The sequence below is a fragment of the Vibrio sp. RC2502 genome (assembly GCF_054850435.1).
In genome coordinates, this window is the sequence record NZ_CM141453.1 from 1,401,469 (window position 1) to 1,426,227 (window position 24,759).

The 24,759-nt window shown below is 40.6% G+C and carries 27 protein-coding genes and 3 pseudogenes; 25 read left to right on the plus strand and 5 right to left on the minus strand.

What is annotated here, in order from left to right:
* Positions 1–386: 386 nt before the first annotated feature.
* Positions 387–782 (plus strand): hypothetical protein, encoded by a 396-nt coding sequence (locus ACYJZR_RS06665; RefSeq protein WP_419457905.1) that lies wholly within the window; start codon positions 387–389, stop codon positions 780–782.
* A 134-nt stretch (positions 783–916) separates the two neighbouring features.
* Positions 917–1,438: a GNAT family N-acetyltransferase gene (locus ACYJZR_RS06670; RefSeq protein WP_046268386.1), complete on the plus strand. Its 522-nt coding sequence runs from the start codon at positions 917–919 to the stop codon at positions 1,436–1,438.
* A gap of 260 nt (positions 1,439–1,698) precedes the next feature.
* Here the strand turns inward: ACYJZR_RS06670 and ACYJZR_RS06675 are convergent, their stop codons facing one another.
* Both ACYJZR_RS06675 and ACYJZR_RS06680 read right to left on the minus strand, forming a co-directional pair.
* Positions 1,699–1,962: a hypothetical protein gene (locus ACYJZR_RS06675; protein ID WP_461715854.1), complete on the minus strand. Its 264-nt coding sequence runs from the start codon at positions 1,960–1,962 to the stop codon at positions 1,699–1,701.
* Between the two features lie 317 nt (positions 1,963–2,279).
* Complete coding sequence (locus tag ACYJZR_RS06680; protein ID WP_042762919.1) at positions 2,280–2,582, minus strand: hypothetical protein; 303 nt, start codon at positions 2,580–2,582, stop codon at positions 2,280–2,282.
* A gap of 227 nt (positions 2,583–2,809) precedes the next feature.
* Here ACYJZR_RS06680 and ACYJZR_RS06685 point away from each other — a divergent pair, with 227 nt between their 5' ends.
* Both ACYJZR_RS06685 and ACYJZR_RS06690 read left to right on the plus strand, forming a co-directional pair.
* On the plus strand, positions 2,810–2,971 hold the full coding sequence (locus tag ACYJZR_RS06685) for a hypothetical protein (RefSeq protein ID WP_318086090.1): 162 nt from the start codon (positions 2,810–2,812) through the stop codon (positions 2,969–2,971).
* A gap of 321 nt (positions 2,972–3,292) precedes the next feature.
* Positions 3,293–3,742, plus strand: coding sequence for a GNAT family N-acetyltransferase (locus tag ACYJZR_RS06690; RefSeq protein ID WP_140112896.1), 450 nt, complete (start codon positions 3,293–3,295; stop codon positions 3,740–3,742).
* 635 nt (positions 3,743–4,377) lie between these two features.
* Here ACYJZR_RS06690 and ACYJZR_RS06695 read toward each other — a convergent pair.
* Positions 4,378–4,824 carry a DUF417 family protein gene (locus tag ACYJZR_RS06695; protein ID WP_025502503.1) on the minus strand — a complete coding sequence of 149 codons (447 nt, stop codon included), beginning with the start codon at positions 4,822–4,824 and terminating at the stop codon, positions 4,378–4,380.
* Positions 4,825–5,036: 212 nt separating this feature from the next.
* Between ACYJZR_RS06695 and ACYJZR_RS06700 the strand changes: the two genes are divergently transcribed.
* The 7 genes and pseudogenes from ACYJZR_RS06700 (at position 5,037) to ACYJZR_RS06730 (ending at position 9,412) form a co-directional block, all read left to right on the plus strand.
* Positions 5,037–5,444 carry a hypothetical protein gene (locus tag ACYJZR_RS06700; RefSeq protein WP_461715855.1) on the plus strand — a complete coding sequence of 136 codons (408 nt, stop codon included), beginning with the start codon at positions 5,037–5,039 and terminating at the stop codon, positions 5,442–5,444.
* Between the two features lie 153 nt (positions 5,445–5,597).
* Positions 5,598–5,900, plus strand: coding sequence for a hypothetical protein (locus ACYJZR_RS06705; RefSeq protein ID WP_029825389.1), 303 nt, complete (start codon positions 5,598–5,600; stop codon positions 5,898–5,900).
* Positions 5,901–6,033: 133 nt separating this feature from the next.
* A complete protein-coding gene (locus ACYJZR_RS06710; RefSeq protein ID WP_461715856.1) occupies positions 6,034–6,480 on the plus strand; it encodes a GNAT family N-acetyltransferase in 447 nt (148 codons plus the stop codon).
* 151 nt (positions 6,481–6,631) lie between these two features.
* Positions 6,632–6,976, plus strand: a complete 345-nt coding sequence (locus tag ACYJZR_RS06715; RefSeq protein ID WP_461715857.1) for a hypothetical protein — start codon at positions 6,632–6,634, stop codon at positions 6,974–6,976.
* 252 nt (positions 6,977–7,228) lie between these two features.
* Positions 7,229–7,431 (plus strand): annotated as a pseudogene (locus tag ACYJZR_RS06720) (hypothetical protein).
* A 719-nt stretch (positions 7,432–8,150) separates the two neighbouring features.
* A complete protein-coding gene (locus ACYJZR_RS06725) occupies positions 8,151–8,942 on the plus strand; it encodes a hypothetical protein (RefSeq protein ID WP_461715858.1) in 792 nt (263 codons plus the stop codon).
* Between the two features lie 131 nt (positions 8,943–9,073).
* Positions 9,074–9,412 carry a hypothetical protein gene (locus tag ACYJZR_RS06730; RefSeq protein ID WP_025628170.1) on the plus strand — a complete coding sequence of 113 codons (339 nt, stop codon included), beginning with the start codon at positions 9,074–9,076 and terminating at the stop codon, positions 9,410–9,412.
* 207 nt (positions 9,413–9,619) lie between these two features.
* On the opposite strand, the gene ACYJZR_RS06735 is transcribed toward ACYJZR_RS06730, so the two are convergent.
* Positions 9,620–9,922: a hypothetical protein gene (locus ACYJZR_RS06735; protein WP_053314549.1), complete on the minus strand. Its 303-nt coding sequence runs from the start codon at positions 9,920–9,922 to the stop codon at positions 9,620–9,622.
* Positions 9,923–10,652: 730 nt separating this feature from the next.
* On the opposite strand from ACYJZR_RS06735, the gene ACYJZR_RS06740 reads away from it, so the two are divergent.
* From ACYJZR_RS06740 to ACYJZR_RS06750, 3 genes are all read left to right on the plus strand, one after another.
* Positions 10,653–11,075, plus strand: a complete 423-nt coding sequence (locus tag ACYJZR_RS06740; protein ID WP_005433788.1) for a hypothetical protein — start codon at positions 10,653–10,655, stop codon at positions 11,073–11,075.
* Positions 11,076–11,208: 133 nt separating this feature from the next.
* On the plus strand, positions 11,209–11,688 hold the full coding sequence (locus ACYJZR_RS06745) for a hypothetical protein (protein WP_406966315.1): 480 nt from the start codon (positions 11,209–11,211) through the stop codon (positions 11,686–11,688).
* 752 nt (positions 11,689–12,440) lie between these two features.
* Positions 12,441–13,655 (plus strand): hypothetical protein, encoded by a 1,215-nt coding sequence (locus tag ACYJZR_RS06750; protein ID WP_406966316.1) that lies wholly within the window; start codon positions 12,441–12,443, stop codon positions 13,653–13,655.
* A gap of 126 nt (positions 13,656–13,781) precedes the next feature.
* Here ACYJZR_RS06750 and ACYJZR_RS06755 read toward each other — a convergent pair whose 3' ends face one another.
* A complete protein-coding gene (locus ACYJZR_RS06755) occupies positions 13,782–14,288 on the minus strand; it encodes a hypothetical protein (protein WP_406966317.1) in 507 nt (168 codons plus the stop codon).
* Positions 14,289–15,054: 766 nt separating this feature from the next.
* On the opposite strand from ACYJZR_RS06755, the gene ACYJZR_RS06760 reads away from it, so the two are divergent.
* The 11 genes and pseudogenes from ACYJZR_RS06760 to ACYJZR_RS06810 form a co-directional block, all read left to right on the plus strand.
* Complete coding sequence (locus tag ACYJZR_RS06760) at positions 15,055–15,462, plus strand: hypothetical protein (protein ID WP_406966318.1); 408 nt, start codon at positions 15,055–15,057, stop codon at positions 15,460–15,462.
* Positions 15,463–15,609: 147 nt separating this feature from the next.
* On the plus strand, positions 15,610–15,990 hold the full coding sequence (locus tag ACYJZR_RS06765) for a TonB family protein (protein ID WP_406966319.1): 381 nt from the start codon (positions 15,610–15,612) through the stop codon (positions 15,988–15,990).
* Between the two features lie 126 nt (positions 15,991–16,116).
* Positions 16,117–16,572: a GNAT family N-acetyltransferase gene (locus tag ACYJZR_RS06770; RefSeq protein WP_080341997.1), complete on the plus strand. Its 456-nt coding sequence runs from the start codon at positions 16,117–16,119 to the stop codon at positions 16,570–16,572.
* 346 nt (positions 16,573–16,918) lie between these two features.
* A complete protein-coding gene (locus ACYJZR_RS06775; RefSeq protein ID WP_069501442.1) occupies positions 16,919–17,509 on the plus strand; it encodes a hypothetical protein in 591 nt (196 codons plus the stop codon).
* Between the two features lie 161 nt (positions 17,510–17,670).
* On the plus strand, positions 17,671–18,435 hold the full coding sequence (locus ACYJZR_RS06780) for a hypothetical protein (RefSeq protein ID WP_085576710.1): 765 nt from the start codon (positions 17,671–17,673) through the stop codon (positions 18,433–18,435).
* Between the two features lie 162 nt (positions 18,436–18,597).
* On the plus strand, positions 18,598–18,906 hold the full coding sequence (locus ACYJZR_RS06785) for a hypothetical protein (protein ID WP_025594887.1): 309 nt from the start codon (positions 18,598–18,600) through the stop codon (positions 18,904–18,906).
* 1,196 nt (positions 18,907–20,102) lie between these two features.
* Positions 20,103–20,456: pseudogene (locus ACYJZR_RS06790) on the plus strand (VOC family protein).
* A 246-nt stretch (positions 20,457–20,702) separates the two neighbouring features.
* On the plus strand, positions 20,703–21,182 hold the full coding sequence (locus ACYJZR_RS06795; RefSeq protein ID WP_025537003.1) for a type VI secretion system amidase effector protein Tae4: 480 nt from the start codon (positions 20,703–20,705) through the stop codon (positions 21,180–21,182).
* Positions 21,164–21,529: a T6SS amidase immunity protein Tai4 family protein gene (locus tag ACYJZR_RS06800; protein ID WP_025537001.1), complete on the plus strand. Its 366-nt coding sequence runs from the start codon at positions 21,164–21,166 to the stop codon at positions 21,527–21,529. Before ACYJZR_RS06795 ends, ACYJZR_RS06800 begins: the two co-directional genes overlap by 19 nt.
* A 1,796-nt stretch (positions 21,530–23,325) precedes the next feature.
* Positions 23,326–24,246: an IS5-like element ISVpa3 family transposase gene (locus ACYJZR_RS06805; RefSeq protein WP_406966320.1), complete on the plus strand. Its 921-nt coding sequence runs from the start codon at positions 23,326–23,328 to the stop codon at positions 24,244–24,246.
* Positions 24,247–24,469: 223 nt separating this feature from the next.
* A pseudogene (locus tag ACYJZR_RS06810) lies at positions 24,470–24,703 on the plus strand (integrase core domain-containing protein); the annotation flags it as partial.
* Positions 24,704–24,759: the final 56 nt, after the last annotated feature.

Here is a 24,759-nt window from a genome sequence, read left to right on the forward strand (position 1 = left end):
GGACTTTCTGTTTCAGAATCCGATTCACTTGTTGAGAGTCAGCTCTGTGATATTGTCTTTTCAAATGAGCTTTTTGGTGTTGTTAGCCCGTTTTTTACGGCGTTGTTTGTTCCAAGCGGTTTCAGTGACAGGAGCTTTGAAACTGCGCCTGATTTGAGTTTTCCAAAGCACGTAAAACTAGTGTTGGCAAAGCGACAATTTACATCAAATCAAAGCTTTAGATTTGGCAACTAACAAAGCATTCAAGAGGGATTCACAACGCTTGGCAGTTTTGGTTTGAATTAGCTTAAGTGTTTACGGCACAATGGTTTAGTTTGGGTGGAATGCGTTGCTCACCCCTTAATGCGGCGTTATATGCCCAAGTTAATTTTTAATTAGGAGTTTTAATGGCATTACTAGAAATTTCAGATGTATCTTCGTTAAGTGAGGCAGCGATCAAATGGGTAGAGTTTTACGTAAACCGTAAAGAAAACAAAGCGAAGAAAGAAAATGAAGCTATTAAGTCACTAATGATCTCTTTAGACAGAACAGCAGTGTACATGAAGTCTGTTCTTGATAATGCTGAGTCTAAGTCAGACACTGTCGAAAGGGAATTATCAGAATGTTGGTACTCAACCTCCATTCTTGTACGCGAGTACAATGCAGAACTAGCTGAACGTTGCTTTTTCAAAGGAATCTATTGGTCAAATAATAGTAGATTTACAGAACAAGAGATTATCGATAAAAAGATGAAATTGCATCATATTGAAATGGACGTTGCGAAAGCATTGGCAAGCATATAACAATCTGTTTAAGAGTGATTCGCAACGCGTGGCATTTTTACTATGCGTTGCGTTTTGTGTTTAAGGTAGTATGCGGGAGCTTCGGTATTGCGTTGCTCACACCTTAACAGGGCGTTAGCCCTCAAAGGTCAAATATGGATATTTACCCAGAAATAGAGTTATCTAAAGAGCAGCATAACTCAATTGAAGTCCTCAGAAACAAGTCGTTTCCTGAACATCAAGCAACTCGTTCGTACTATAAGCAACTCCCGCATATGAGAGCTTTAAAGTACAGAGATGATCAACTGGTTGGTTACATGGGACTGGACTACAGAGTTGTCAGCGTCGACGATGAAATTTATAAAGTATTGGGCGTTAGTGACTTTTGTGTTGAACAATCATCTCAAAGAAATGGTATTGGCACTGCCATGTTGTCTCAACTGAGCGAGTATGCCTCAAGCAAAGACGTTGACTTTATAATTTTAATCTCCGATTTAGATGCTTTTTATACGGCTAATGGTTATCTTCGTCTTAGTTCTTTAAGCTCTTGGTTGCGAATACATGAACATAAGAATTACGGCGTTGCAGTTGATCAAGTTGATGATTTGTATGTTAAACCGATTAGCGGTAAAACTTGGGCAGTTGGTCATATAGACTGGTTAGGTTATATGTACTAGTCGGGTATCGGGCTAACAAATTGTTCAAGAGGGATTCAGCACGCGTGGCATTTTTACTATGCGTTGGTTTTAGTGATTAAGGCGGTATGCGGTAGTATCGGTGTTGCGTGCTTCACCCCTTAACAAGGCGTTAGTCGGCAGAAAAAGCCAGCAGTCAAAATCATGTTTCTGAGCTAAAAATTTGGCAGCAGTTTGTTTGGTACACAGATTCATCTTCGACGGTCAAAGCTCTGTTTCATCGGTTCTAAATCAATGCATTGCTATTTTCTCAGCGGTTGTTTCGTTCTTTGGTGGTGATAGAGCGGGGCAATCGAAAATCTGTTTTTGGTTGCAACTCCGCTCGGTGAGTTTGTTGGTACAAAAGCCGATTTACTCGCTGAAGTGACTTTTTCTCTGGTGTGGTAAGTTCCACTTGGTTTCAGTGACTTTGTTGAAAGTCCGCACTGTGAGATTGGCTTTCCAAAAGCGCTTTTTGGTGTTGTCAGTCCGTTTTCTGCGGCGTTGTTTGTTCTAAGTGGTTTCATTGAGTAGCCGCTTTGAGACTGCGCCTGACTTAAATGCATCAAAGCACATAAAATTTGTTGTTGGCAAAATTTAGTTCGGCTTAAAATTGTCGCTCGGTGCCTCGCGACTAACAAACTGCTCAAGAGGGATTCACAACGCGTGGCATTTTTACTATGCGTTGATTTTAGTGATTAAGGTGGTTTGCGGCGGCTTTGGTATTGCGTTGCTCACCCCTTAGCAGGGCGTTAGTCGCCAGAAAAAGCTAGCAATCAAAATCATGTTTCTGAGCTTAAAATTTAGCAGCTGTTTGCTTGGTACATCGATTAATCGTCGATCATCAGAGCTTAGTTCTAGCTGTTTTAAGTCCAAAGTTTTGTACCTGTCCTAGCGGTTGTTTTGTTCTTTGGTGCTTACAGAGTAGGGCGATCGAGAGTCTGTTTTTGGTTGCAACTCCGCTCGGTGAGTTTGTCGGCACAAAAGCCGATTTACTCGCTGAAATGACGTTTTCTCTGGTGTTGTAAATTCCACGTGGTTTCAGTGATTTCGTTGAAAGTCCGCACTGTGAGATTAGCTTTCCAAAAGCGCCTTTTGGTGTTGTCAGTTCGTTTTCTTCGGCGTTGTTTGTTCCAAGTGGTTTCATTGAATAGCTGCTTTGAGACTACGCCTGGCTTAAGTGCATCAAAGCACATAAAGTTTGTTGTTCGCAAAGTTTAGTTTGGCTTAAAATTGTCGCTCGGTGCCTCGCGACTAACAAACTGCTCAAGAGGGATTCGCAACGCGTGGCATTTTTACGATGCGTTGAATTTAGTGATTAAGGTGGTTTGCGGCGGCTTTTGTATTGCGTTGCTCACCCCTTAGCAGGGCGTTATGCTTAATCAAGTAAAATCAGTTGGTTATGGTTTTTCTTTGTTCCCTCAGCTTTTTGGTTTTGTGCTCGTCGGCAAGTTGGCTTCAGTGGGCGCTGTTTTCCGGACACTTATTCTTTGGCGCTGGAAATTCGGAGAGTTGCCTCAATCAGTTTTCGCGTAAGGGCGAGGTTAGGGTGGCTGGCTCAATCAGCAATTTGATCTTAGGTTTTTGAGTTTTAGCAGCCAAATTTCAAAGTCTGATTTTTAAAAACTATGAGTCATTTCAGTTTTCTAGCTTTTGGCTTTTGTTTGTAAATCAAAGTCGAGTTAATCTTGTTTCCAGAAAAACGTAACCCATTGAAGCTTAAGCATAACAAGGCGTTTAAGTGGGATTTGGCACGCGTGGCATTTTTAGTTTGCGTTGAGTTCGGTGGTTACGGCACTGTGCGGTAGCTTTTGTATTGCGTGCCGGCACCCCTTAACGCGGCGTTATGTGACAGGTATGAGATTCGAACGCAAGAAAGTAGAACCAAACAATATTGATTTTCAGTCACTCGTGGCTGAACTGAACTCCTCACTTAGCCAGATCACTAATGATTCTGGCGAAAGCTCGTTTTCATCTGATGCTTTCGATTCGTCGAAAGATGGATGTATTGTAGTCTACTTAAACAAAGTTGCTGTAGCGTGTGGGGTTTTTAGGCACCATCAAAATGAAGTCTGTGAGTTAAAGCGAATGTACTCAAACAAACCTGGCGCAGGTGGTTATTTACTCAAACAACTAGAATGTTATGCGGTTGAAAAAGGTTATAAAAAAGCCGTCCTGTCTACACGTAGAATTAACTCAAAAGCGGTGAACTTCTATAAACGTAACTCTTATTCAGAGTCAGGTGCATATGGAAAATACGTTGGTGTAAAACGGTCAATTTGCCTATCAAAGGCGCTAGTCACATAACAAAGCATTTAAGAGGGATTCACAACGCTTGGCAGTTTTGGTTTGAATCGGCTTTAGTGTTTACGGCACAATGGTTTAGTTTGGGTGGAATGCGTTGTTCACCCCTTAATGCGGCGTTATATGCCCGATTTGAATGTAGAGGAAATAATTGGAAATATTAGGTTTTTTTCAAGTAGCACTATTGTTAGGTTGTTTGGGAATGATTATCTCTAACCTTGTTTCAATGCATAGGTTGTTTTACAAAATGTCTTCTGCATTGAACGGATATAGTGTAGCGGCTATAGCGATGGTTCCTTTTTTGATCTTTATACCATGTAAGTCATCTGATGCTGCTGAACTTTATCGGAGACAAATACTGCAGCATGGCAAAAGGTTTTTGTTTTGGGTGTTTGTGTTAGCTTTATTTGTATATACGCATCATGAATACGAGTTATTTCTTGAATCTAGGCAAGTCTCAGGCATATAACAAGGCATTTAAGAGTGACTCACAACGCTTGGCGATTTAAGTTTAAACTTGGCTTTAGTGTTTAAGGTGCAGTGGTTTAGGTTAGGTGTTTTAGCGTTGCTCGCACCTTAATGCGGCGTTAGGTAACAGGAGCCTACTTTAGATATGCTCTATTTCGGCTCAATATTTGTCACTTACTAGGCTTGTTTCGTTCGATAACGCTCACAGATATTGCGAGAAACAGAATGTCTTTGACTAAGAAGAAGTTAGTAACTAATACTCCGTCAGAAACTTTCCATGTGTTTGGGGTAGTAAGAAGAAAACTTAATGTCGTGACAAAAATAAGTGCTGCCGCGATACCCGAAAGGTAGGCTATTTTGTTATTTTTAATGCCAACAATAAGTCCAATAGCAACAACAATTTCGGTTGCACCAATAATGTTGGATACAGCTTGAACGGAGATGACGTTATATAACCAGCTCATGGCGAAATGATTTTCAACTAGTGGTTGAATGAGTTTCGCTTCAGTAGGTGTGAACTTGTAGATACCAATCCAAGCTAGAACTAATGAAACACCCAAAACACCGATAAGGTACCCGACGTTGTCATTTTTTGATTTATTTTCTACAGCATGCATAAATTATATTCCTCATAGTTAGCATGCAAGAGAAGACCGAGGTGGTAATCAAAAAATTTCATTGAGAACAGTTACCTAACAAACTGTTCAAGAGGGATTCGCAACGCGTGGCATTTTTACTATGCGTTGGTTTTAGTGGTTAAGGTGGTATGCGGCGGCTTCGGTATTGCGTTGCTCACCCCTTAACAGGGCGTTAGCTGTTTGAGGAAAAAATGAGAAAATTCGATAAGCCGCTATTCTGGCTGTATATAAAAACAAGAGACTCATTGTTGTCATCTTTTAAGGGCTTTCTGGGAATGCTTTTAGTGTTGATCGGGGCAGCAGTAGTTTTAGGTAATGAATCCCCTGAGAATGTCTGGGTTTCGGTGGGAATCATTTTATTAGTATCTAGTCTTCCAGTCTCAATGGGCTTGATGATGGTAAAGTTCAAATTTAAGAGCTTTGCTGGATCAATACCTACAGCAGAACTAGCGTACTTCTTACAGCACGATGAAGGTGCAAACTTAGATAAAGCTGTGAGAGGTTTATTTTCGTTATACCTATCTTTTATGATTTACCTTTGGTTTACGATGGTAGCTATCGCAGCTCTTGGTATGTTGGGAGCAAAGCTCGTGTTGTAAAACACAGCTAACAAAGCGTTTAAGAGGGATTTGGCACGCGTGGCATTTTTAGTATGCGTTGGGTTCTGTGTTTAAGGTGCTATGCGGTAGCTTTTGTATTGCGTGCCTGCACCCCTTAACGCGGCGTTATGTGTAAAAGATGAAGGAGATTATATGTCTAAGGAAATAAAGAAAAAAATAAGAATATTAAAACAATGTAGAAATAAAGTTAATCCACTTTCGGTATCAAATGATGAAGGAACTTTGGGCTTGTTAAAGGAACTGAGAGATGATGGTTTGATAGCTTTAGATCCTCCTCATAATATAAATACAAGTGCGAAAGTAAGGTTGACTGATAAAGGTGAAGAACATCTAGACAAATTAGTATCTAACAAACCAAGCGATAAATTTAAGTGGTTAGTTGCCGGCATTATGGGAACAGGCATTATTACGTACATTGTAAGGATTTACACATAACAAACTGTTTAAGAGCGATTCGCAACGTGTGGCATTTTTACTATGCGTTGCGTTTAGTGTTTAAGGTGGTATGCGGGAGCTTTGGTATTGAGTTGCTCACACCTTAACAGGGCGTTATGTGCTTGGAGGAAAAATGCAATATATAGAAGTCAAAAGTAGCCAGATTCCGCTAGATTTGCTGCTTGAAGCCGATCCTTCTGAAGCGAGTATTTCTTCATATTTATCCGATTCATGGTGCTTCGCTGCACTAGATAATGGGCGTGTTTTAGCTGCTTGCATAGTGAAGCTACAAACCAATAGTCTTGCTGAGATATTCAATGTCTCTGTATATCCAAAGCTACAAGGTCAAGGTGTTGGTTCTGAATTGCTTAAGTCGGTTCTGTCTCAGTTATCAAGTAAGGGAATCTCACGTGTTGAACTGGGTACAGGCACCTTTGGCTATCAACTGACTTATTATCAGCGTCTTGGCTTTCGGGTTGACTTAATCGTCAAAGATTACTTTTTGCTGAATTATCCAGAGCCAATCTATGAAAATGGTATTCAACACAAAGACATGCTGAGATTGTACGTACAACTTTAGTACGCACATAACAAAGCGTTTAAGAGGGATTCTCAACGCATGGCAGTTTTGGTTCAAAGTTTAGCTTTTGTGTTTATGGCACAATGGTTTAAGTTGGGTGGCATCGCGTTGTTCATCCCTTAACGCGGCGTTATGTTTACGGAGACTAAACATGATTTTACGTAAGTTAATGATAATGTTGTTGGTTTTTCTCTCATCGACTGCTTTTGCTGTAGAGCAAAGCTCAGATGTCAGTGAACTGCGCAAGAATGTAGAGATCAAAAAGCAAGAATATGATCGAGCCAAAAAAGCGTATGAGGAAGCAAAAGCTAGTTTAGAAACCGCTCTCAAATCCGCTAATAAAGATGAAGTTCCATGCACTTGCGTATTTAACAAAAATAGAGCCTGGAATCCTGAAAAAATCATCTGGAGAGATGTTTTTTGGGAGTGTGCCAATTATAGCGATGACGGGACTTGCTCCAAGGTAAGGAAAGTTGAAGGGGCCGTCGTAGAGTAAACATAACAAGCAATTTAAGAGGGATTCACAACGCTTGGCACTTTTGCTTCTACTTCAGTTTTAGTGTTTATGGCACATTGCTTTAGGTTTGGGTGGAGGCGTTGTTCACCCCTTAATTGGGCGTTAGTTGCCAACGAGGAAAACGCAGCTAAAGCAGAATGTTTAGAGTTAAAATCAGTGTGTTTTTGGTGGCGTTTCGTACTTTAATTTTGAATCGTCCGGGTTTGTGAAAATCGTTCTTAGGTTTCTTTTGTGGTTGGTTTTTCTGTTCCAGAAACCGAATCACTGGTCGAGAGTCAGCTCTGTGACATTGTCTTTTCAAATGAGCGTTTTGGTGTTGTTAATCCGTTTTCTACGGCGCTTTGAGTCCCAAGTGGTTTCAGTGACAGTCGCTTGGAAACTGCGCCTGATTTGAGTTTTTAATACACGTAAAGCTAGTGTTGGCAAAGCAGTAATTAACATCAAATCAAAGCTTTAGGTTTGGCAACTAACAAAGCATTCAAGAGGGATTCACAACGCTTGGCAGTTTTGGTTTGAATCAACTTTAGTGCTTACGGCACAATAGCTTAGGTTGGGTGGTGGCGTTGTTCACCCCTTAATGCGGCGTTAGTACTGGGTTGGCATCAAAGGCTAAAAGTTTCTGTTTTTATTGGTTTCTTTTCCACGCTTTACATCTGACCAAATGTGCCTTTCAGGTTCGCTCCGGTGGCACTAGATGTGAAGTTTTCGCTTTGAGTTTATCGTTTACTGTTTCTAACTTTCGGGCTATTTCTCTGGCGTGGTTTCTTTGGCGCTGAAAAATTTTCGGCAAAACAAGCGTTTCTTTGTAGCAGTTGTTCAAGTTTGAAGCCCGTATTCTTTGCTAATTTGAAAGCGGTGAAAAAGGGCAGTTAAGCATGTTTTTCTTCTAGCCAACTTACGTCTTGAAGTTAGTTTTCAGTTTGGCAGTTTTCCGTTTAGCTTCAGTGTTTTAAACCAACAGTTTCGTGCTATATTTCAATGTCTTGGCATGTACCAAAGGCTTTGCGGGCAGCGTACTAACAAACAATTCAAGAGGGATTCGTAACGCGTGGCATTTTTACTATGCGTTAATTTTAGTGATTAAGGTGGTTTGCGGCGGCATTGGTGTTGCGTTACTCACCCCTTAATTGGGCGTTATGACTCAGGACATATCATGGATAAAAATGTAGCAAGAGACTTCTTTTCAGGAATATTAAGAGCTTTTCCAGGTAAGGAGTTCTTTCCTCGGATGTATTACTTTATCAAACGTCCAGAAATGTTGGATGGTGAGTGGGAACTTTCACCTTTGAAGAATGCTGGGGAAAATATAGTAACCTCATTGATTCTAGTTGTAGCATTAACATCTTTTGTAAATCAGCTACTTTCTAACTCAGGTGTTATATCATTTCCTTCAGTAGTAAATCCTGCATACCTTACAATTAATATGACGATAGGCGCATTAACTTTCGCGTCCCTATTTTGGTTCGTACTAATGTGCGTGACTAGTGTCAAAAAGAAGGGGTGTTATCCGTTGTACTTTCTTCAGGTTTTGCAAACGTACTCCGTGGTGAATTTTTTTGTAGTCAGTTTGTTCTGGATTGGAATACAACTGATGGTAACGAAAGACTTTCTGGATGTTGAGCCGAGTTTTATGATCCTAACGCTCGCTGGTATAACAGCACTAACTGCTTTTTACATGTTATTTCGGTTATTGATTGTTCCTGTAGTTAATTATCTTGCCACATATTACCAGAGGTGGATATCTTGGCTCTTTGTAATCATTGCATTGACTTTTACTTTTACGCTAAATCAAATTATCAGTATTCCTATTGGCTCTGATTCGATTATTAACAAGTTGTCGCTGTGCGAGTATCTGTTTAAAGTGAAATCGGAACAAGACCCTAGTTTGGAGAGCATTAAATCATGCATCATAGGCAAATGCGTGGCTGGCACAGATGAGTCATAACAAACTGTTCAAGAGTGATTCGCAACGCGTGGCATTTTTACTATGCGTTGGGTTTAGTGGTTAAGGTGGTATGCGGAAGCTTCGGTCTTGCGTTGCTCACACCTTAACAGGGCGTTATGTGTAAGGATGATATGGACGAAGATATAAGGTTATCTGCTCAAAGAGCTCTACTTGGATGTATTTCTCGTGGCTTGAGGGCTGTTTCTATTGAGAGAGTTGGAACGGTGATTAAGTGGCGTTGTATATTTGCCTCCGAAGTCGCTAAAGAATCTCAGTGGGAAATTTTATCTGAAGCAGCAACAGAAGTTATAGCTGACTTTGATTCCGCTATGCAGATCGAAGAGGAATATATTGTCGTAAGGTTCAGGGACGCTGAAGATGAGCCACCAAACGAAATGCTACATCTGAGACATGTTGTATTTCTGAGGCATGAACGTGATGGCTACTCAGAACTTGTAAGCAACACATAACAAAGCGTTCAAGACGGATTCACAACGCTCGGCATTCTCAGTTTGTCTCTGCTTAAGTGTTTACGGCACAATGGTTTAGGTTTGGTGGTAGCGTTGTTCACCACTTAACGCGGCGTTAGTAGCCAGAAAAAGCTAGCAATCAAAATCATGTTTCTGAGCTTAAAATTTAGCAGCAGTTTGTTTGGAACACAGATTCATCGTCGATCATTAGAACTTAGTTTTAGCTGTTTTGAGTCCAAAATTTTGCAAGTGTCCTAGCGATTGTTTTGTTCTTTGGTGCTGACAGAGCAGGGCAATCGAGAGTTTGTTTTTGGTTGCAACTCCGCTCGGTGAGTTTGTTGGTACAAAAGCCGATTTACTCGCTGAAATGACGTTTTCTCTGGTGTGGTAAGTTCCACGTGGTTTCAGTGACTTTGTTGAAAGTCCGCACTGTGAGATCGGCTTTCCAAAAGCGCTTTTTGGTGTTGTCAGTCCGTTTTCTGCGGCGTTGGCTGTTCTAAGTGGTTTCATTGAGTAGCCGCTTTGAGACTACGCCTGACTTAAATGCATCAAAGCACATAAAGTTTGTTGTTCGCAAAGTTTAGTTCGGCTTAAAATTATCGCTCGGTGCCTCGCGACTAACAAACTGCTCAAGAGGGATTCGCAACGCGTGGCATTTTTACTATGCGTTGAATTTAGTGATTAAGGTGGTATGCAGCGGCTTAGGTATTGCGTTGCTCACCCCTTAGCAGGGCGTTAGTTGCCAACGAGGAAAACGCAGCTAAAGCAGCATGTTTAGAGTTAAAATCAGTGTGTTTTTGGTGGCGTTTCGTACTTTAATTTTGAATCGTTCGGGTTTGTGAAAATCGTTCTCAGGTTTCTTTTGTGGTTGGATTTTCTGTTTCAGAAACCGATTTGTTTGTTGAAAGTCAGCTTTCAATATTGTCTTCTCAAAAGATTTTTTTGGTGTTGTTAGTCCGTTTTCTACGGCGCTATCTGTTCCAAGTGGTTTCATTGGCAGGCGCTTTGAAACTACGCCTGATTTGAGTTTTTCAAAGCACGTAAAAACAGTGTAGGCAAAGCGGTAATCAACTCCAAATCAAAGCCTTGGATCTGGCAACTAACAAAGCATTCAAGAGGGATTCACAACGCTTGGCAGTTTTGGTTTGAATTAACTTTAGTGTCTACGGCACAATGGTTTAGGTAGGGTGGTTTGCGTTGTTCACCCCTTAATGCGGCGTTAAACGGCTATGAGGTAAAAATGAATACGAAGCAGCTACTGCAAAGTGCTGAAAAACAATTACGAATTGCTGATAGACATCAGCCATTTGCAGTGAATTGGCGGAGTAACTTCCCTCATGGTGGCGGTGTGTATGTCATTTGGGAAAGTGGCACCCCTGTGTATGTCGGCGAGACCTCTGGAGTTCACAGTCGAATGGGTGATCTAATGCGTCCGGTTAATCATGCGTTTACAAAGAAAGTTGGAATTGAAAATGAAATTAGCGATCTCGATTTATTGAGACAGTATATTTCTGATACTTATCAAATTTCATTTATTGGTGTTGATTTCGGTCGTTCAGAAATTGAAGAGTATCTAATCCTTCGTTGGAGAAAAACACTTATCAATAAACCGACAACAAGGTTGTTAAAAGGTGAGCAATACACTTGGGTAGAAGCCGTTTAACAAACTGTTCAAGAGTGATTCGCAACGCATGGCATTTTCACTATGCGTTGCGTCTAGTGTTTAAGGTGGTATGCGTTGGCATCGGTATTGCGTTGCTCACACCTTAACAGGGCGTTATGTACTTAGAGGGAATATGAAAGTATCTGAACTACAGAGTGTATTTTTGAATGAGTTGAGTTCTCTTCTTCCTAGTTGGAAATATGTGAAATCCCAACGTACTTTTAAGCTAAAAGTAGACGATTGTCATTGGCACATACATATGAGCTGTATTGATCATATATCAGACTTTGATGCTGTTTGTGATGTAGCTGTTGAGTTCTTGAAAATTAAAAATATGCGTCTAATTCTGGGGGCTGAACTTGGAAGTATAAATGGTAATGGCCAACGTCGTTTTTCTGTATCTTCGTACGCAGACGCTATAAATTCTGCTCGTGAGTTGAAGTACTGCTTTGACAGTGTCGGGGTTTCTTTCTTGAATTTATATAGTGATCCGGAAACAGTTTTAAGGATCCTGAAGCAAGGTGGTAAGGAAGCGCAGTTAATTAGCCCGTTAATTCATCTTCACGAACAGCAAATTGAAGCTTTGAGTCATCACTTGCAAACACGTACATAACAAACAATTTAAGAGTGATTCGGCACGCGTGGCATTTTTACTATGCGTTGGTTTTAGTGGTTAAGGTGGTATGCGGCGGCTTCGGCATTGCGTTGCTCACACCTTAACAGGGCGTTAGTTTGCAAGAGGAAAAACGCAGCTATATCGCAAGATCTAGTGGTAAAAGCTCAAAGTTGAAATTGTCGTATCGGCGTTCAATTTCAGTGTTAACTAACGTGGTGAAAATTCAAAATTGGCATCGTTTCAACGGTTGATTTGTTCTTTGGTGCGGCGACTTTTTGGGTTAACTGAGTTGAGCTTTTTTGCTGAAGCTCTGCTCGTTGAGTTTGTTGGTACAAAAGCTGACTTACTCGCTGAAATGACGTTTTCTCTGGTGTGGAAAGGTCACGTGGTTTCAGTGACTTTGTTGAAAGTCCTCATTGTGAGATTGGTTTTCCAAAAGCGCTTTTTGGTGTTGTGAGTTCGTTTTCTGCGGAGTTGTTTGTTCCAAATGGTTTCATTGACTAGCCGCTTTTAGACTACGCCTGACCTAAATGCATCAAAGCACATAAGGTTTGTTGTTTGCAAAGTTTAAAATGAAGTAAAATCAACGCGTTGGGTTTGCAAACTAACAAACTGCTCAAGAGGGATTCGCAACGCGTGGCATTTTCACTATGCGTTGAATTTAGTGATTAAGGTGGTTTTCGGCAACATCGGTATTGCGTTGCTCACCCCTTAGCAGGGCGTTAGCTCACTGAAAGAGGGATCGTATTATGTCTGTAGATTGGGCGAATAGACAAAGAGATACAAATAAATTAGTTCGTAGAATTGCCAAATATATCTTTTCAAAAGAGAGTATTTCAGCAAAGCAGCTTTATGGTTTATCAAAATTATCGTGGATCACCAACAGTTACGAAGGTGAAAACGCTAGCTATATATCGAGCACTAAAATCCCTGCATTAGCTGCAATCTTTAACAGAGATTATAAAAAAGTAAGTATTGATGAAGTTGCTAAGGATGTTGCAGATATACTTCAAGATTCAAATATTACTGTAGAAGTATCAAAGCATACTGGATTCACCAATTTCTATAAAGCATATCGTAATAGTGCTTACGTATGGATAGAAGATAATTTTGACATACTGCTGCCTATGTATAAAAGTGCTTTCTTGGCCAAGAACTCCGAAGACCGAAAAAGAATAATCACTCAAATAGCTAACACCCCTGGAATACCAAAGGCAAATCATCCAGATCAATTGATGAAGCCTGAGTACTTTTTAACACCTACGTTCTTCATGCTTGACGCAGAAATAAAGTTTCCACTTATCAATGGAAACGAGTGGGTGAAAAACTTACTGAAAAAATTAGAAGTTCAAGGTAAGAGCTTACCTGATCAGTATGATGCCATGATCAAGCTATACGGAGTAGGTGGAATCACTGATGCTGCTGACCTAGACCAAGTAGGAAGAGATATTCCTGATTTCATAAGCACTCCAGGCAAAAAAGCAAAAAAGAAATTATTAGAGAAGAAAGATACAAAAAATACAGCAGAGCTTCCATTGAAAGATGAAACTGATGTTAAAGTTATAAAACACTCAGGAACTATCAAACAAAGAAGAATTCATAACCAGCTTACAAACAAAGTATTAAATAGTCTTTCCAGCTTCACATTACTGGAAGGGTGTGATGACTCATGTATGTTTGACGTTCTTGTTAAAGATTATGACGGTGATGAGAACGATTTAATTATTGAAGTAAAAAGCTCTATTGAAAGATCAAACATACGTATGGCGATCGGTCAGTTATTTGATTACTGGTATGAGCTCAAAGGTGATGATGAGCCACATATAGCTATTCTTCTGCCAGAAAAGCCAGATAATAAGGTTATCCAGTTATTAAACTGGATGGATATAGGAATGCTGTGGTTTGAAGGTGACAATATACATACATCATCTGATTGGCTTGAACCTATTGCAACCGTGAGCTAACAAACTGTTCAAGAGTGATTCGCAACGCGTGGCATTTTTACTATGCGTTAAGTTTAGTGGTTAAGGTGGTATGCGGAAGCATCTGTATTACGTTGCTCACACCTTAACAGAGCGTTATGGCTCAGTTCAGTTTGTATGCAACTTAGTTAGAATAGTTTTATGGCGATATATGAGAGTCTTAGCCCAATCGGATAGTTCTACAGTTGAAAAGCCGATGACACCACCTACAAAAATTTTCGGATACTTAAAAACTTTTTTTCTAAGTAAGCTGTTTAGTTCAGGTAAATCAGAATTGAAAGTTTCACAGCATCCTTCTTTCGTGGTTAAGACTCTAATTAATTTGCGCTCATTTTCACTTAATGTCTTTAACGTAATTAAGCGTAAAATGTAAAAATACAGATATGATATGTAATTCATTAACTTAAGTATGATAAAGCAACCATATAACAGTAGAGCTAGGTTTAAACTTGGTTGATATGTTTGCAGTGCTTCATAAAACTGAGTGTTTTCAAATATTTTTGGATGGGTTAGTGCACCTAACAACGTTGTTGCAGTCAAATGGGGCAAGAGCGGTGCTTTCCAAAGCTTCTCAAATAAAATGGTGACAGCTGTAACTAAACTCGGTATTTCCATGTACCAACCTCATTAATTTTACTGTAATTATAGATGGTAAAGACCCATAACAAAGCGTTAAAGACAGATTCGCAACGCGTGGCATTCTCAGTTCAAAATGAGTTTGGTGTTTAAGATGTAATGGTTTAAGTTAGGTGGTTGCGTTACTCACTACTTAACGCGGCGTTATGTTTACTTGTAATTCAAAGGCTTAAAGGTCTTAGGCTCTAGTTCTTTGTCCCTTAAGCAATTCGTCCCTAGTAGACTCAGCAAATCCGCATTGTCGGCCTAAGTTCTTGAATCTCTCCGCCCGTAAAACATGCCAATGTTCGTGGGTTGCTTCATTGTCAGGTCGTGGCGGTTGGCTTCTAGTTTAAGTGGCTTTAAGTCGCATTTAGGTTCTTAGCCAATCAGCATTTCGGCTTGGCAGTTGCCTCGGCAATTAAGCATTGCCCTGCGCTTTGGTTGGAAAAATAGGGCGCTTGTTGGAGCTTAGTCGGGTTGCCTCATTGGGCAGGGAAGTGGACTTGCTTGTTTTAGGTTGGTCGCTTTTGGTGGCCAAGTTGCCTTTTACCTTGTGGTTTGCTTCAGAAAACTAGTTAGAAATAGCAGTTCTTTCTCAAGTAAATCATGTGTTTGTGGTAAAACATAACAAGCAATTTAAGAGGGATTCACAACGCTCGGCATTTTTGCTTTGAATCAGCTTAAGTGTCTACGGCACAATGTTTTAGGTTTGGGTGGAGGCGTTGTTCACCCCTTAATTGGGCGTTAGCTGTTTGAGGAAAAAATGAGAAAATTCGATAAGCCGCTATTCTGGCTGTATATAAAAACAAGAGACTCATTGTTGTCATCTTTTAAGGGCTTTCTGGGAATGCTTTTAGTGTTGATCGGGGCAGCAGTAGTTTTAGGTAATGAATCCCCTGAGAATGTCTGGGTTTCGGTGGGAATCATTTTATTAGTATCTAGTCTTCCAGTCTCAATGGGCTTGATGATGGTAAAGTTCAAATTTAAGAGCTTTGCTGGATCAATACCTACAGCAGAACTAGCGTACTTCTTACAGCACGATGAAGGTGCAAACTTAGATAAAGCTGTGAGAGGTTTATTTTCGTTATACATATCTTTTATGATTTACCTTTGGTTTACGATGGTAGCTATCTTAGCTCTTGGTATGTTGGGAGCAAAGCTCGTGTTGTAAAACACAGCTAACAAACTGCTCAAGAGGGATTCGCAACGCGTGGCATTTTTACTGTGCGTTGAATTTAGTGATTAAGGTGGTTTGCGGCGGCTTAGGTATTGCGTTGCTCACCCCTTAGCAGGGCGTTATATTTTACAAGGAGTGTATATGAAAAAACTGAGTATATTGTCACTAAGTTTTTTAATTTTATGTGGTTGTGCATCAAAACAGGAAGTGTATCTGACACAATCTCCAATAAAAGTTGAGCAACATGAATTAGGTGATTATTGGGTTCAGTCGTCAGAGGATTTTAGATTTAGTTTAAAGTCTAATATAAAGGTGCCAAAAACAGGTGGTTATGTACTAATTAACTATTTAATAGATTCGAATGGCGAGATATTTAATCCTAAAATTGTTGAGTCGTCCCCTAAGGGTGAATGGGATTTAATTGCCTTAAAAGCGTTAAGTAAAGTTGAATACGTACCATCCGAGTCTAACTCACTGAATATACCAGTATATGTGACAACTGAAATTAAATTTGCGGAATAGAAAAATATAACAAACTGTTCAAGAGGGATTCACAACGCGTGGCATTTTCACTATGCGTTGGTTTAAGTGATTAAGGTGGTATGCGGCGGCATCGGTACTGCGTTGTTCACCCCTTAACAGGGCGTTATGCCTCAAGGAGGAAAAATGGTGCAAGGATACAGAATCAGCACGGATAAAAGTCACCTCAACTTTGAGGTGATCTACGAATTTATCTCAGAAAGTTACTGGGCGTCAGGAATACCAAAACATACCCTAGAAAAAGCCATTTCAAATTCCCTTTGCTTTGGTGTCTATGATAGCCATGATTTTCAAGTAGGCTTTGCTCGCCTGATAACAGACAAAGCAACGTTTGCTTACCTTGTTGATGTATTCATAGTAGAGATGCACCGAGGAAAAGGTTTGAGCAAGTGGCTCGTTGAAAGAATAGTGTCTCACCCTGATCTGCAAGGTTTAAGGCGTATGGTATTGGCAACAAGAGATGCGCATGGTTTGTACGCGCAATACGGTTTCCAACCAATTGAAAATCCAGAGATACTAATGCAAATTTGGCATCCAGATGTTTACCGTAAGTCAGAGGCATAACAAACGCTTCAAGACGGATTCGCAACGCGTGGCATTTTTACCATGCGTTAAGTTTAGTGATTTAAGTGGTGTGCGGAAACATCGTATTGCGTTGCTCACCACTTAAGCGGGCGTTAGCAATCATTTCAACTATCGCGAAAACTCATCCAGTAGTAATATCTATCTGGTATTGTTATCATTGATGAAAAGTAACAGTTTTAAAAATTAAAATGCCTAAAAGTAAAAATAAAAGAAAAAACAGGTTAAAAAACGCTCTTTAAAGCAGCCTGTTAATCAAAATGTAAAATCAAATATAAATATTTGGGGAAAAATTAACCCAGTTATTCTTTGGTTAGCAGCTACTGGCTTGTTAGCATTTTTTTCTAATTTTATTTTTTCATATTTTACTGGAGATATCGAAGTAAAATACATCAAACCTGTAGGTAGAGGCTATGAATTTCAATTAACTAATAAAAGCTCAACCGATCAAAAAATTGAGTATTTAAGAGCAACTCCAGATCAGCAAGAGTTTGTCTTTAAAATTACAGAAAAAGTTTATGGAAACTTTTCTGCTGATGGCCGTAGCGTTTCTATTCCAGGTGGTAATGAATCTTACATGCCTGCTTATGAATACAAAGGAATGGATGGTTATGTAATTCCTGCCAAATCTACAATCAACTTTAAACTCCCGCCATTATCGTCACGTGATTATGTTACGCCTGAATCAGTTGTAATGTATCTTGACTATAAAACAAGTTCATCTAATAGCTTTATCAATAAATTAGAAAAAGCTATAGAGTTTACAGGGCTTGGTGCTGGGAACAAGAAGCTTAAATATTTAGTATCTGAAAATTACTGGACACCGATTAGTAATGAGTCAGTTATTGACGCGACAAAAGAAGCTTGTAGGGATGATGACAGTTTTGGCAAATCTTCAGTATGTGATAAATACAATTAGCTCTAATTGCTAACAAACTGTTCAAGAGGGATTCGCAACGCGTGGCATTTTTACTATGCGTTGGTTTAAGTGATTAAGGTGGTCTGCAGCGGCTTTGGTGTTGCGTTGCTCACCCCTTAACAGGGCGTTATAAGTAATGGAAACAAGGGAGTGCGAAATGTATGTTTGAGTCAGCCAGACTTAAAATTGAAAGAGCTAAAAAGCATATCAATGACCTACACGATTTATGTTGTACTTATGTCGATTCAAATTTTTGCGAGCTATGGGTTGAGAAAGATGAGAGCAATGGTGACTACTTGTTAAGGTTGGCTCAGACTAAAGAACCACCATCAGATATACCGCTGATTATCGGAGATGCAGTGCACAATTTGAGATCTTCGTTAGACATTGCGTACTGTGAACTAATCAGAGATATTGCTGGCATCTCTCTTACACCCAAAACACAAATTAAAATAGTAAATACTCGTAATGAGCTCGTTTCAGGCTTGACTAAAGGTAAAGGTATACTGGTTAGTCGCCCCGATATTGCAGAAGTTATAGCTACTACTTTATGTCCATATAGAGATGGAAATGAGGATAGTTTGCTACATGTAATCCATGACTTAAATATTACTGATAAGCATATTATTTTAATACCTATTTTCTGCCCATCAAAAGCTGAAATTACCAATATAAAAATGGGTGGGTTGACTATTGGAAAACTTGTAGCAGACATAGGACCAGATGGCGTTCTTAACATTGCTCGAGTTGGAGGGGACATAACCGACTTTAGCTTTGATTCACAATCAGTATCCTTTTCAGTTCTCTTTGGTAAAGATCAGCCATTGTCTGGAAAGCCAGTAGTCACAGAACTACGCAATTTAGTCAAATATACGGAAAGTGCGTTACAAAGTATGCAAGAAGCAATTTTAAAGCTGGAGGCATAAATTACTTATAACAAACTGTTTAAGAGTGATTCGCAACGCGTGGCATTTTTACTATGCGTTGGTTTTAGTGATTAAGGTGGTATGCGGCGGCTTTGGTATTGCGTTGCTCACACCTTAACAGGGCGTTAGCAGGCAAAAGTAAATCAAGGAAGAGGGTACGTTATGTCTGATAAAGTAATTAAGTCTTCAACAGCTACAATTCAAGTCGGTGCGACTAAAGCAGATGGGAAATTAGAACTAACGGAGTCGGATTTGATTTTTATTCCGTACAACGAAAAGTTGGGCTTTGGTCCTTATCAATTAAAGCGCCAAGACATTGCTGCCGTAGCTAAGTGCTTGGGCAAAGGTGGTGGTGTAATTCCAATCACCACGGATGCATTTCGCATAAAACTAGCCAACAATACGTGTTACCAGTTTATTGTAGCGAAGCCAGAGCAATGGATAGATGCACTCGGTGAAATTGTCAGCTAACAAACTGTTCAAGAGGGATTCGCAACGCGTGGCATTTTTACTATGCGTTGGTTTAAGTGATTAAGGTGGTATGCGGCGGCTTAGGTATTGCGTTGCTCACCCCTTAACAGGGCGTTATACGCTATATGAAGAAAGCCTCAAAACTCAGGTCAAAAATTTCAGTTTTCAGCCTTGAGTTCTGGTTTTGAGGCGTTGAGATTTTCCTGCTCCAATCCTAGTTTTCTTCAGTTCTTTGCTCGGTTTGGGCCTGCCGTTTATCGGTGGTTTTTTTCCTTGGGTGCTGATTTTTCAAGGTTAGTCCAGGCTGCGTTTTTCGTTGAGATTTAGCTCTGTGATTTTGCCTTTCTAAAAGCTGGTTTGCTTGCTGATAGGGCGCTTTCTCTGGTGTGGTGAATTCACGTGGTTTCAGTGAGTTTGTTGAAAGTCCTCATTGTGAAATTGTCTTTCCAAAAGTGCTTTTTTGTGTTGCAGGCCCGTTTTCTGCGACGCGGTTTGTTCCAAGTGGTTCCAGTGACAAGCCGCGGTAAGTCTTAGCCTGACTTGAGTGCATCAATACACATAAAAATCATGGCTTCAAAGTAGGGCTTGTCGTAGAATTTTGGCTTAAACGATCGTGCGTATAACAAAGCGTTTAAGAGGGATTTGGCACGCGTGGCATTTTTAATATGCGTTGGGTTCAGTGTTTATGGCGCTGTGCGGTAGCTTTTGTATTGCGTGCCTGCACCCCTTAACGCGGCGTTGTGTGGCCGTCAGAGTTTTGGGGCTCAGCCGGTTGTCATCTTTGACTGTTCACTCGTTGCTTGTTTCGTTGGCGTAAAGTCGCTGCCAGCAATGGTTTGTCTGAACGAGTGTGTTCGCTGAAACTCCGCTCTGAAAACTTGCTTTCCCAAAACGTATCGTGCTCGCTGTCTGGGCGTTTTCTTTGGTGAAAAAGGTTTAGATAACCACGCAGGCAGGGTGCTGAATAATTTAGGCTATCGCTGGCAACTGTGGGTTACGAAAGGTTCGTGGTTACAAGTTTTGTCCGTTTAATCATTGCCAGCTTTCGAGTGAGAGCCACACAACAAATTGTTCAAGCTGACAGCTAACCTGTGGCATTTTTGGTTCGGTTGGGTTCAGTGATTACGGTGGCTTTGCTTGAGTGTCGTGGCAGTTAGCTGCAACTTAACAAGGCGTTATGTGGTAGGAGAGAACTTATGACCCCTTTAGCTATTCTTGTTCATGTTCCAGATGTCGCGAAAGGGCTTTAATGGTATAAGAAAGCCTTTCCAGAAGCTGTTCCAATTTATCATCCAGATTTCGATTTTACTGTACTTGATCTAAATGGTTTTTCCTTAGAAATTGTCCAAGCAGACGAAAAGGTTGGTACAGATAAAAATGGCACAGTTATCTATTGGTCTGTTGGCAACTTATACGTTGCGTTAGCCCACTTTGAAGCTCTTGGTGCCTATCTTTATCGCGGCCCAATGGCAATAGAAAATGGGCTTTCAATGTGCCAAATAGAAGACCCTTTTGGAAACTTAATTGGTCTTCGTGGGACTACCACATAACAAACGCTTTAAGGCGGATTCGCAACGCGTGGCATTTGTAGTTTGTGGTAAATTTAGTGATTTAGGTGGTATGCGGAAACTTCGTGTTGCGTTGCTCACCACTTAAGCGGGCGTTATAACTCTTTTGTCAGTTTCATTGTTACACCTTTGATCTTGAAGAGCCTCAAGAACGATTAACTTGTTGTTAGTATGGTCGCTTATTTTGTGAGACCTTTTCGTTCAAACAATTGATGGGGAGGTTTTTCAATGGCAGCACGTCCTAGCTTACTAAAAATGAAAGTGGCTTTTGCAAAGGTTAACCGAGATGTATCGGACGTTGGTACAATAATTGGTGGTAAAGTGAATCACAATATCAATGTGCTAACACCAGAGCAGGGCCGTTTTGAAAATGCATGTGCAATTCGGATGTCCTATGCACTTAATTATGCTGGTTTTAAGGTTCCTTACATTAAAAATAAAACTGTATCTGGTGGACAGGGAAATTGGTATATCTACAGAGTCAGGGATTTGATCAGCTTCTTGCATCAAAAGTTTGGTGATCCTGAGGTTGTAATTGAAAATCCCAACGCGAATAAGTTGGCTGACTACAAAGGTATATTGGTCGTTGATGTGGATACTTGGCTAGATGCATCAGGGCATGCAAGTATTTGGACTGGCTCAAGATGTACGGATAGTTGTTACTTCCCACAAGCAAAGAAGGCGTACTTATGGAAACTAGAGGATTAGTCAGCACTATATTTATTGCAACTTTTAGTGTGGGATTAAGCGCAAGTCCATTGAGCACTCAAAGTGATGAGCAGTTATTTAAAAAATATGCACTTTCTTCTTGTATTGCGACTTATTACAAGGGCTCAGATGTAGCCAAAGATGCGGTAACGGCAATGCAAGGCTACAGAGAGTTTTCTAATTTGCCTTTGGATGCATTTTTTGAGCTCAGTGAGTTATTGAGCAATGAGAATATTGACTCTTATAAATCAAAAAGTGGTAGTTCAATAGAATTAGCATATTGCTTAGACTTCGCTAACTCAGATGAAGTTCATAAGCTATTGACTAAGGCAAAATCAGAGTTATAACAAACTGTTTAAGAGTGATTCGCAACGCATGGCATTTTTACTATGCGTTGCGTTTTGTGTTTAAGGTGGTTTGCGGCGGCATCGGTATTGCGTTGCTCACACCTTAACAGGGCGTTAGTTGCCAACGAGGAAAAATGTACCTAAAGCAGAATGTTTAGGGCTGATCTCCATGTGTTTTTGGCTAGGTTTTCGTATTTCAATTTTTAGTTATTTGGATTTGTGAAAATCGTGCTTTGGTTCCTTGTGCGGTTTGGGGTTTCTGTTTCAGAAGCCGATTTACTTGTTGAAAGCTAGCTCTGTAGCATTGTCTTTCCAAAAGAGCTCTTAGGTTTTGTCAGTCCGTTTTCTACGGCGTTGTGTGTTCCAAGTGGTTTCAGTGACAGTCGCTTTGAAACTGCGCCTGATTTAAGTTGTTTAAAACACGTAAAGTTCGTGTTGGCAAAGCTGCAATTAACTTCAAATCAAAGCGTTAGGCTTGGAAACTAACAAAGCATTCAAGAGGGACAGTCAACGCGTGGCGAGTTTGGTTTAAATCTTGGCATCTGTGTTTACGGTGGTAAATTGAAGTTTGGCGGTAGCGCGTTGCTGCCCCTTAATGCGGCGTTAGTTGCCAATGAGGAAAACGCAGCTAAAGCAGAATGTTTAGAGTTAAAGTCAGTGTGTTTTGAGTGAGGTTTCGAACTTCAATTTCCAATCGTTTGGGTTTGTGAAAATCGTTCTCAGGTTTCTTTTTTGGTTAAATTTTCCGTTTCAGAAACCGATTTACTTGTTGAAAGTCAGCTTTGTGGCATTGTTTCTCCAAAAGGTCTTTTTGGTGTTGTCAGTTCGTTTTCTACGGTGTTGTTTTTCCAAGTGATTTCAGTAGCAGGTGCTTTGAATCTGCGCCTGATTTGAGTTTCTTAAAACACGTAAAGCTAGTGTTGGCAAAGCGGCGATTAACCTCAAAGAAAAGCTTTAGGCTTGGCAACTAACAAAGCATTCAAGAGGGATTCACAACGCTTGGCACTTTTGCTTTTACTTCAAACTTAGTGTTTATGGCACAATGCTTTAGGTTTCGGTGGAGGCGTTGTTCACCCCTTAATTGGGCGTTAGGCAAATGGTACTACTCGTATTCAGCCGTTCATAATAAAATACGGGTTTTGAGCTAAACAGAGGCTGTAAATTGTCAACTAAAGTACCAACTGAGCTAAAGGGTAAAGTTTGGCATTCGACAAGTATTGAGAATGCGATGAGCATAGTCAGACAAGGGTTCATCTTTGCTGAACCTGATATCGACCAAACAAAGTGTTGGGGAGGAAAATCGGAACGTGTCCATCCGTTTGTAAGAAGTATTGGTGGAATTAGCTTGTTCGATTTTCGTTTACCAAACTCTCATGTCAGTGAAATTCTATATAGTTTCATTCCATGTAAGAGTGGTTGTGCACAAACAGTTTGGTTTGAAATTGATGTATCACGGTTAAGTGATTCGTTTTTGTCTGCCGATGAAACGAGAATGCGTTAGAGAGAGTCCGGCATGAGTCGGCAGTATATGCCAAAACTCGAATCTACGAGTTTATGCCCCATTCCGACAAGCTATATAAACTCTATCTACATTAGTAGAAAAATGGGGTGTTTAAACCTGCTAACTTGGAAGCATTTGCCTAACAAACTGTTTAAGAGTGATTCGCAACGCGTGGCATTTTCACTGTGCGTTGTGTTCAGTGGTTAAGGTGGTATGGGCTTTGTTGCGTAATTCGAGGGAACTAAATCAGAAGGTTACGATCTGATCGGCTAAGTAAGTTAATTCCCATAGTCTCATGCCGAAACCTCGCTACAAAACAACGAACTGGAAACAGTACAACAAAGCCTTAATCAACCGTGGTTCACTCACTTTCTGGATTGATGAAGAAGCCATTCGCCAGTGGAAGCAGAGTAAACAAGATAAACGTGGTAGACCTCGTCAGTTCAGCGACTTAGCCATTACCACTGCACTTATGGTGAAACGAGTTTTCTCAATGCCGTTGAGAGCATTGCAAGGGTTTATCTATTCTGTTTTTTCATTGGCTAACGTCCCTATAGTCTGTCCACATTACAGTTGTATAAGTCGAAGAACTAAGCAAGTCGAGGTTTCATTTAAACCCAAGACTAGAGGTGCAATACAGCATCTAGCTATTGATGCGACGGGTCTCAAGGTTTATGGCGAAGGTGAATGGAAGGTCAAGAAGCATGGTACTGACGGGAAGCATAGGGTCTGGAGAAAATTGCATTTAGCGGTAGATACCAGTACTCATGAAGTCGTCGCGGCAGAACTGAGTTTATCTAATGTTACCGATGCAGAAGTCCTTCCTAACTTGCTCAAGCAAACACGCCGAAGAATTATCGAGATATCTGGTGATGGCGCTTATGACACAAGGGATTGCCATGATGCCATACGGTTCAAGCGAGCTGTTCCACTCATCCCTCCAAGAGAAGGGGCAGCCTTCTGGGAGAATGGTCACCCTAGGAATTTAGCGGTAGGTTGCCAGAAGCTCTACGGCTCCAACAATAAGTGGAAAAAGCGGTACGGCTACCATAAACGCTCACTATCAGAGACAGCAATGTATCGAGTGAAGCAGTTGTTAGGTGGGCGATTAAGTCTGAGAAACTACAATGCTCAGGTTGGTGAAACTTACGCCATGATTAAAGCGCTGAACAAACTTACAGGGCTTGGTATGCCTGAAACTCAGTGTGTTGTATAAGAATCACTCAATTGCAGGCAGTTTGGTTCTCTGGCCGAATTACGCAACAAAGCCGGTAAACTGGCGAACCTCAAATTAAGACTTTCTCTACTAATTCGGGCTTTAAATCTGAGTCTTGTTCTCAATGTGGTAACCCATGACCTAATATCAGCTCAAACGGCGATGTATATTGGGTACCTGCTGGTGCTAGGTTGCTGCTCATGTGCATGTCGGTTCCAATGCAAACGGGATCTGCGAACGCTTCCACAAAACCATATTGAATGAGCTCTATCAAGTTACGTTCAGAAAGAAACTGTATGGCTCAATGGAAGAGTTGCAGAAATATCTGGGTGAATGGGTGGAGTACTACAACAATCATCGTACTCATCAATGAAAAACGTGCTGTGGTAAAACGCCAATAGAAACATTAGAGGATGAGAAATCAATCTGGGCTGTAAGGAATCTAGCCCATATATAATCTGACAGGCACCGAGTCTAAAAGTGGGTAGCTGCCAGCTCAGGTCTGAATTCGTA

Bases quoted from the DNA above. Each gene is read 5' to 3' on its own strand.
- ACYJZR_RS06685 (WP_318086090.1), top strand. From the start codon at position 2,810: ATGCTTAATCAAGTAAAATCAGTTGGTTATGGTTTTTCTTTGTTCCCT.
- ACYJZR_RS06760 (WP_406966318.1), top strand. From the start codon at position 15,055: ATGAGAAAATTCGATAAGCCGCTATTCTGGCTGTATATAAAAACAAGA.
- ACYJZR_RS06805 (WP_406966320.1), top strand. From the start codon at position 23,326: ATGCCGAAACCTCGCTACAAAACAACGAACTGGAAACAGTACAACAAA.
- ACYJZR_RS06800 (WP_025537001.1), top strand. From the start codon at position 21,164: ATGGAAACTAGAGGATTAGTCAGCACTATATTTATTGCAACTTTTAGT.
- ACYJZR_RS06770 (WP_080341997.1), top strand. From the start codon at position 16,117: ATGCCTCAAGGAGGAAAAATGGTGCAAGGATACAGAATCAGCACGGAT.
- ACYJZR_RS06740 (WP_005433788.1), top strand. From the start codon at position 10,653: ATGAATACGAAGCAGCTACTGCAAAGTGCTGAAAAACAATTACGAATT.
- ACYJZR_RS06690 (WP_140112896.1), top strand. From the start codon at position 3,293: ATGAGATTCGAACGCAAGAAAGTAGAACCAAACAATATTGATTTTCAG.
- ACYJZR_RS06725 (WP_461715858.1), top strand. From the start codon at position 8,151: ATGGATAAAAATGTAGCAAGAGACTTCTTTTCAGGAATATTAAGAGCT.
- ACYJZR_RS06695 (WP_025502503.1), bottom strand. From the start codon at position 4,824: ATGCATGCTGTAGAAAATAAATCAAAAAATGACAACGTCGGGTACCTT.
- ACYJZR_RS06795 (WP_025537003.1), top strand. From the start codon at position 20,703: ATGGCAGCACGTCCTAGCTTACTAAAAATGAAAGTGGCTTTTGCAAAG.
- ACYJZR_RS06680 (WP_042762919.1), bottom strand. From the start codon at position 2,582: ATGAAACCACTTGGAACAAACAACGCCGAAGAAAACGAACTGACAACA.
- ACYJZR_RS06780 (WP_085576710.1), top strand. From the start codon at position 17,671: ATGTTTGAGTCAGCCAGACTTAAAATTGAAAGAGCTAAAAAGCATATC.
- ACYJZR_RS06700 (WP_461715855.1), top strand. From the start codon at position 5,037: ATGAGAAAATTCGATAAGCCGCTATTCTGGCTGTATATAAAAACAAGA.
- ACYJZR_RS06675 (WP_461715854.1), bottom strand. From the start codon at position 1,962: ATGAAACCACTTAGAACAAACAACGCCGCAGAAAACGGACTGACAACA.
- ACYJZR_RS06785 (WP_025594887.1), top strand. From the start codon at position 18,598: ATGTCTGATAAAGTAATTAAGTCTTCAACAGCTACAATTCAAGTCGGT.
- ACYJZR_RS06745 (WP_406966315.1), top strand. From the start codon at position 11,209: ATGAAAGTATCTGAACTACAGAGTGTATTTTTGAATGAGTTGAGTTCT.
- ACYJZR_RS06705 (WP_029825389.1), top strand. From the start codon at position 5,598: ATGTCTAAGGAAATAAAGAAAAAAATAAGAATATTAAAACAATGTAGA.
- ACYJZR_RS06735 (WP_053314549.1), bottom strand. From the start codon at position 9,922: ATGAAACCACTTAGAACAGCCAACGCCGCAGAAAACGGACTGACAACA.
- ACYJZR_RS06730 (WP_025628170.1), top strand. From the start codon at position 9,074: ATGGACGAAGATATAAGGTTATCTGCTCAAAGAGCTCTACTTGGATGT.
- ACYJZR_RS06765 (WP_406966319.1), top strand. From the start codon at position 15,610: ATGAAAAAACTGAGTATATTGTCACTAAGTTTTTTAATTTTATGTGGT.
- ACYJZR_RS06715 (WP_461715857.1), top strand. From the start codon at position 6,632: ATGATTTTACGTAAGTTAATGATAATGTTGTTGGTTTTTCTCTCATCG.
- ACYJZR_RS06665 (WP_419457905.1), top strand. From the start codon at position 387: ATGGCATTACTAGAAATTTCAGATGTATCTTCGTTAAGTGAGGCAGCG.
- ACYJZR_RS06750 (WP_406966316.1), top strand. From the start codon at position 12,441: ATGTCTGTAGATTGGGCGAATAGACAAAGAGATACAAATAAATTAGTT.
- ACYJZR_RS06710 (WP_461715856.1), top strand. From the start codon at position 6,034: ATGCAATATATAGAAGTCAAAAGTAGCCAGATTCCGCTAGATTTGCTG.
- ACYJZR_RS06755 (WP_406966317.1), bottom strand. From the start codon at position 14,288: ATGGAAATACCGAGTTTAGTTACAGCTGTCACCATTTTATTTGAGAAG.
- ACYJZR_RS06670 (WP_046268386.1), top strand. From the start codon at position 917: ATGGATATTTACCCAGAAATAGAGTTATCTAAAGAGCAGCATAACTCA.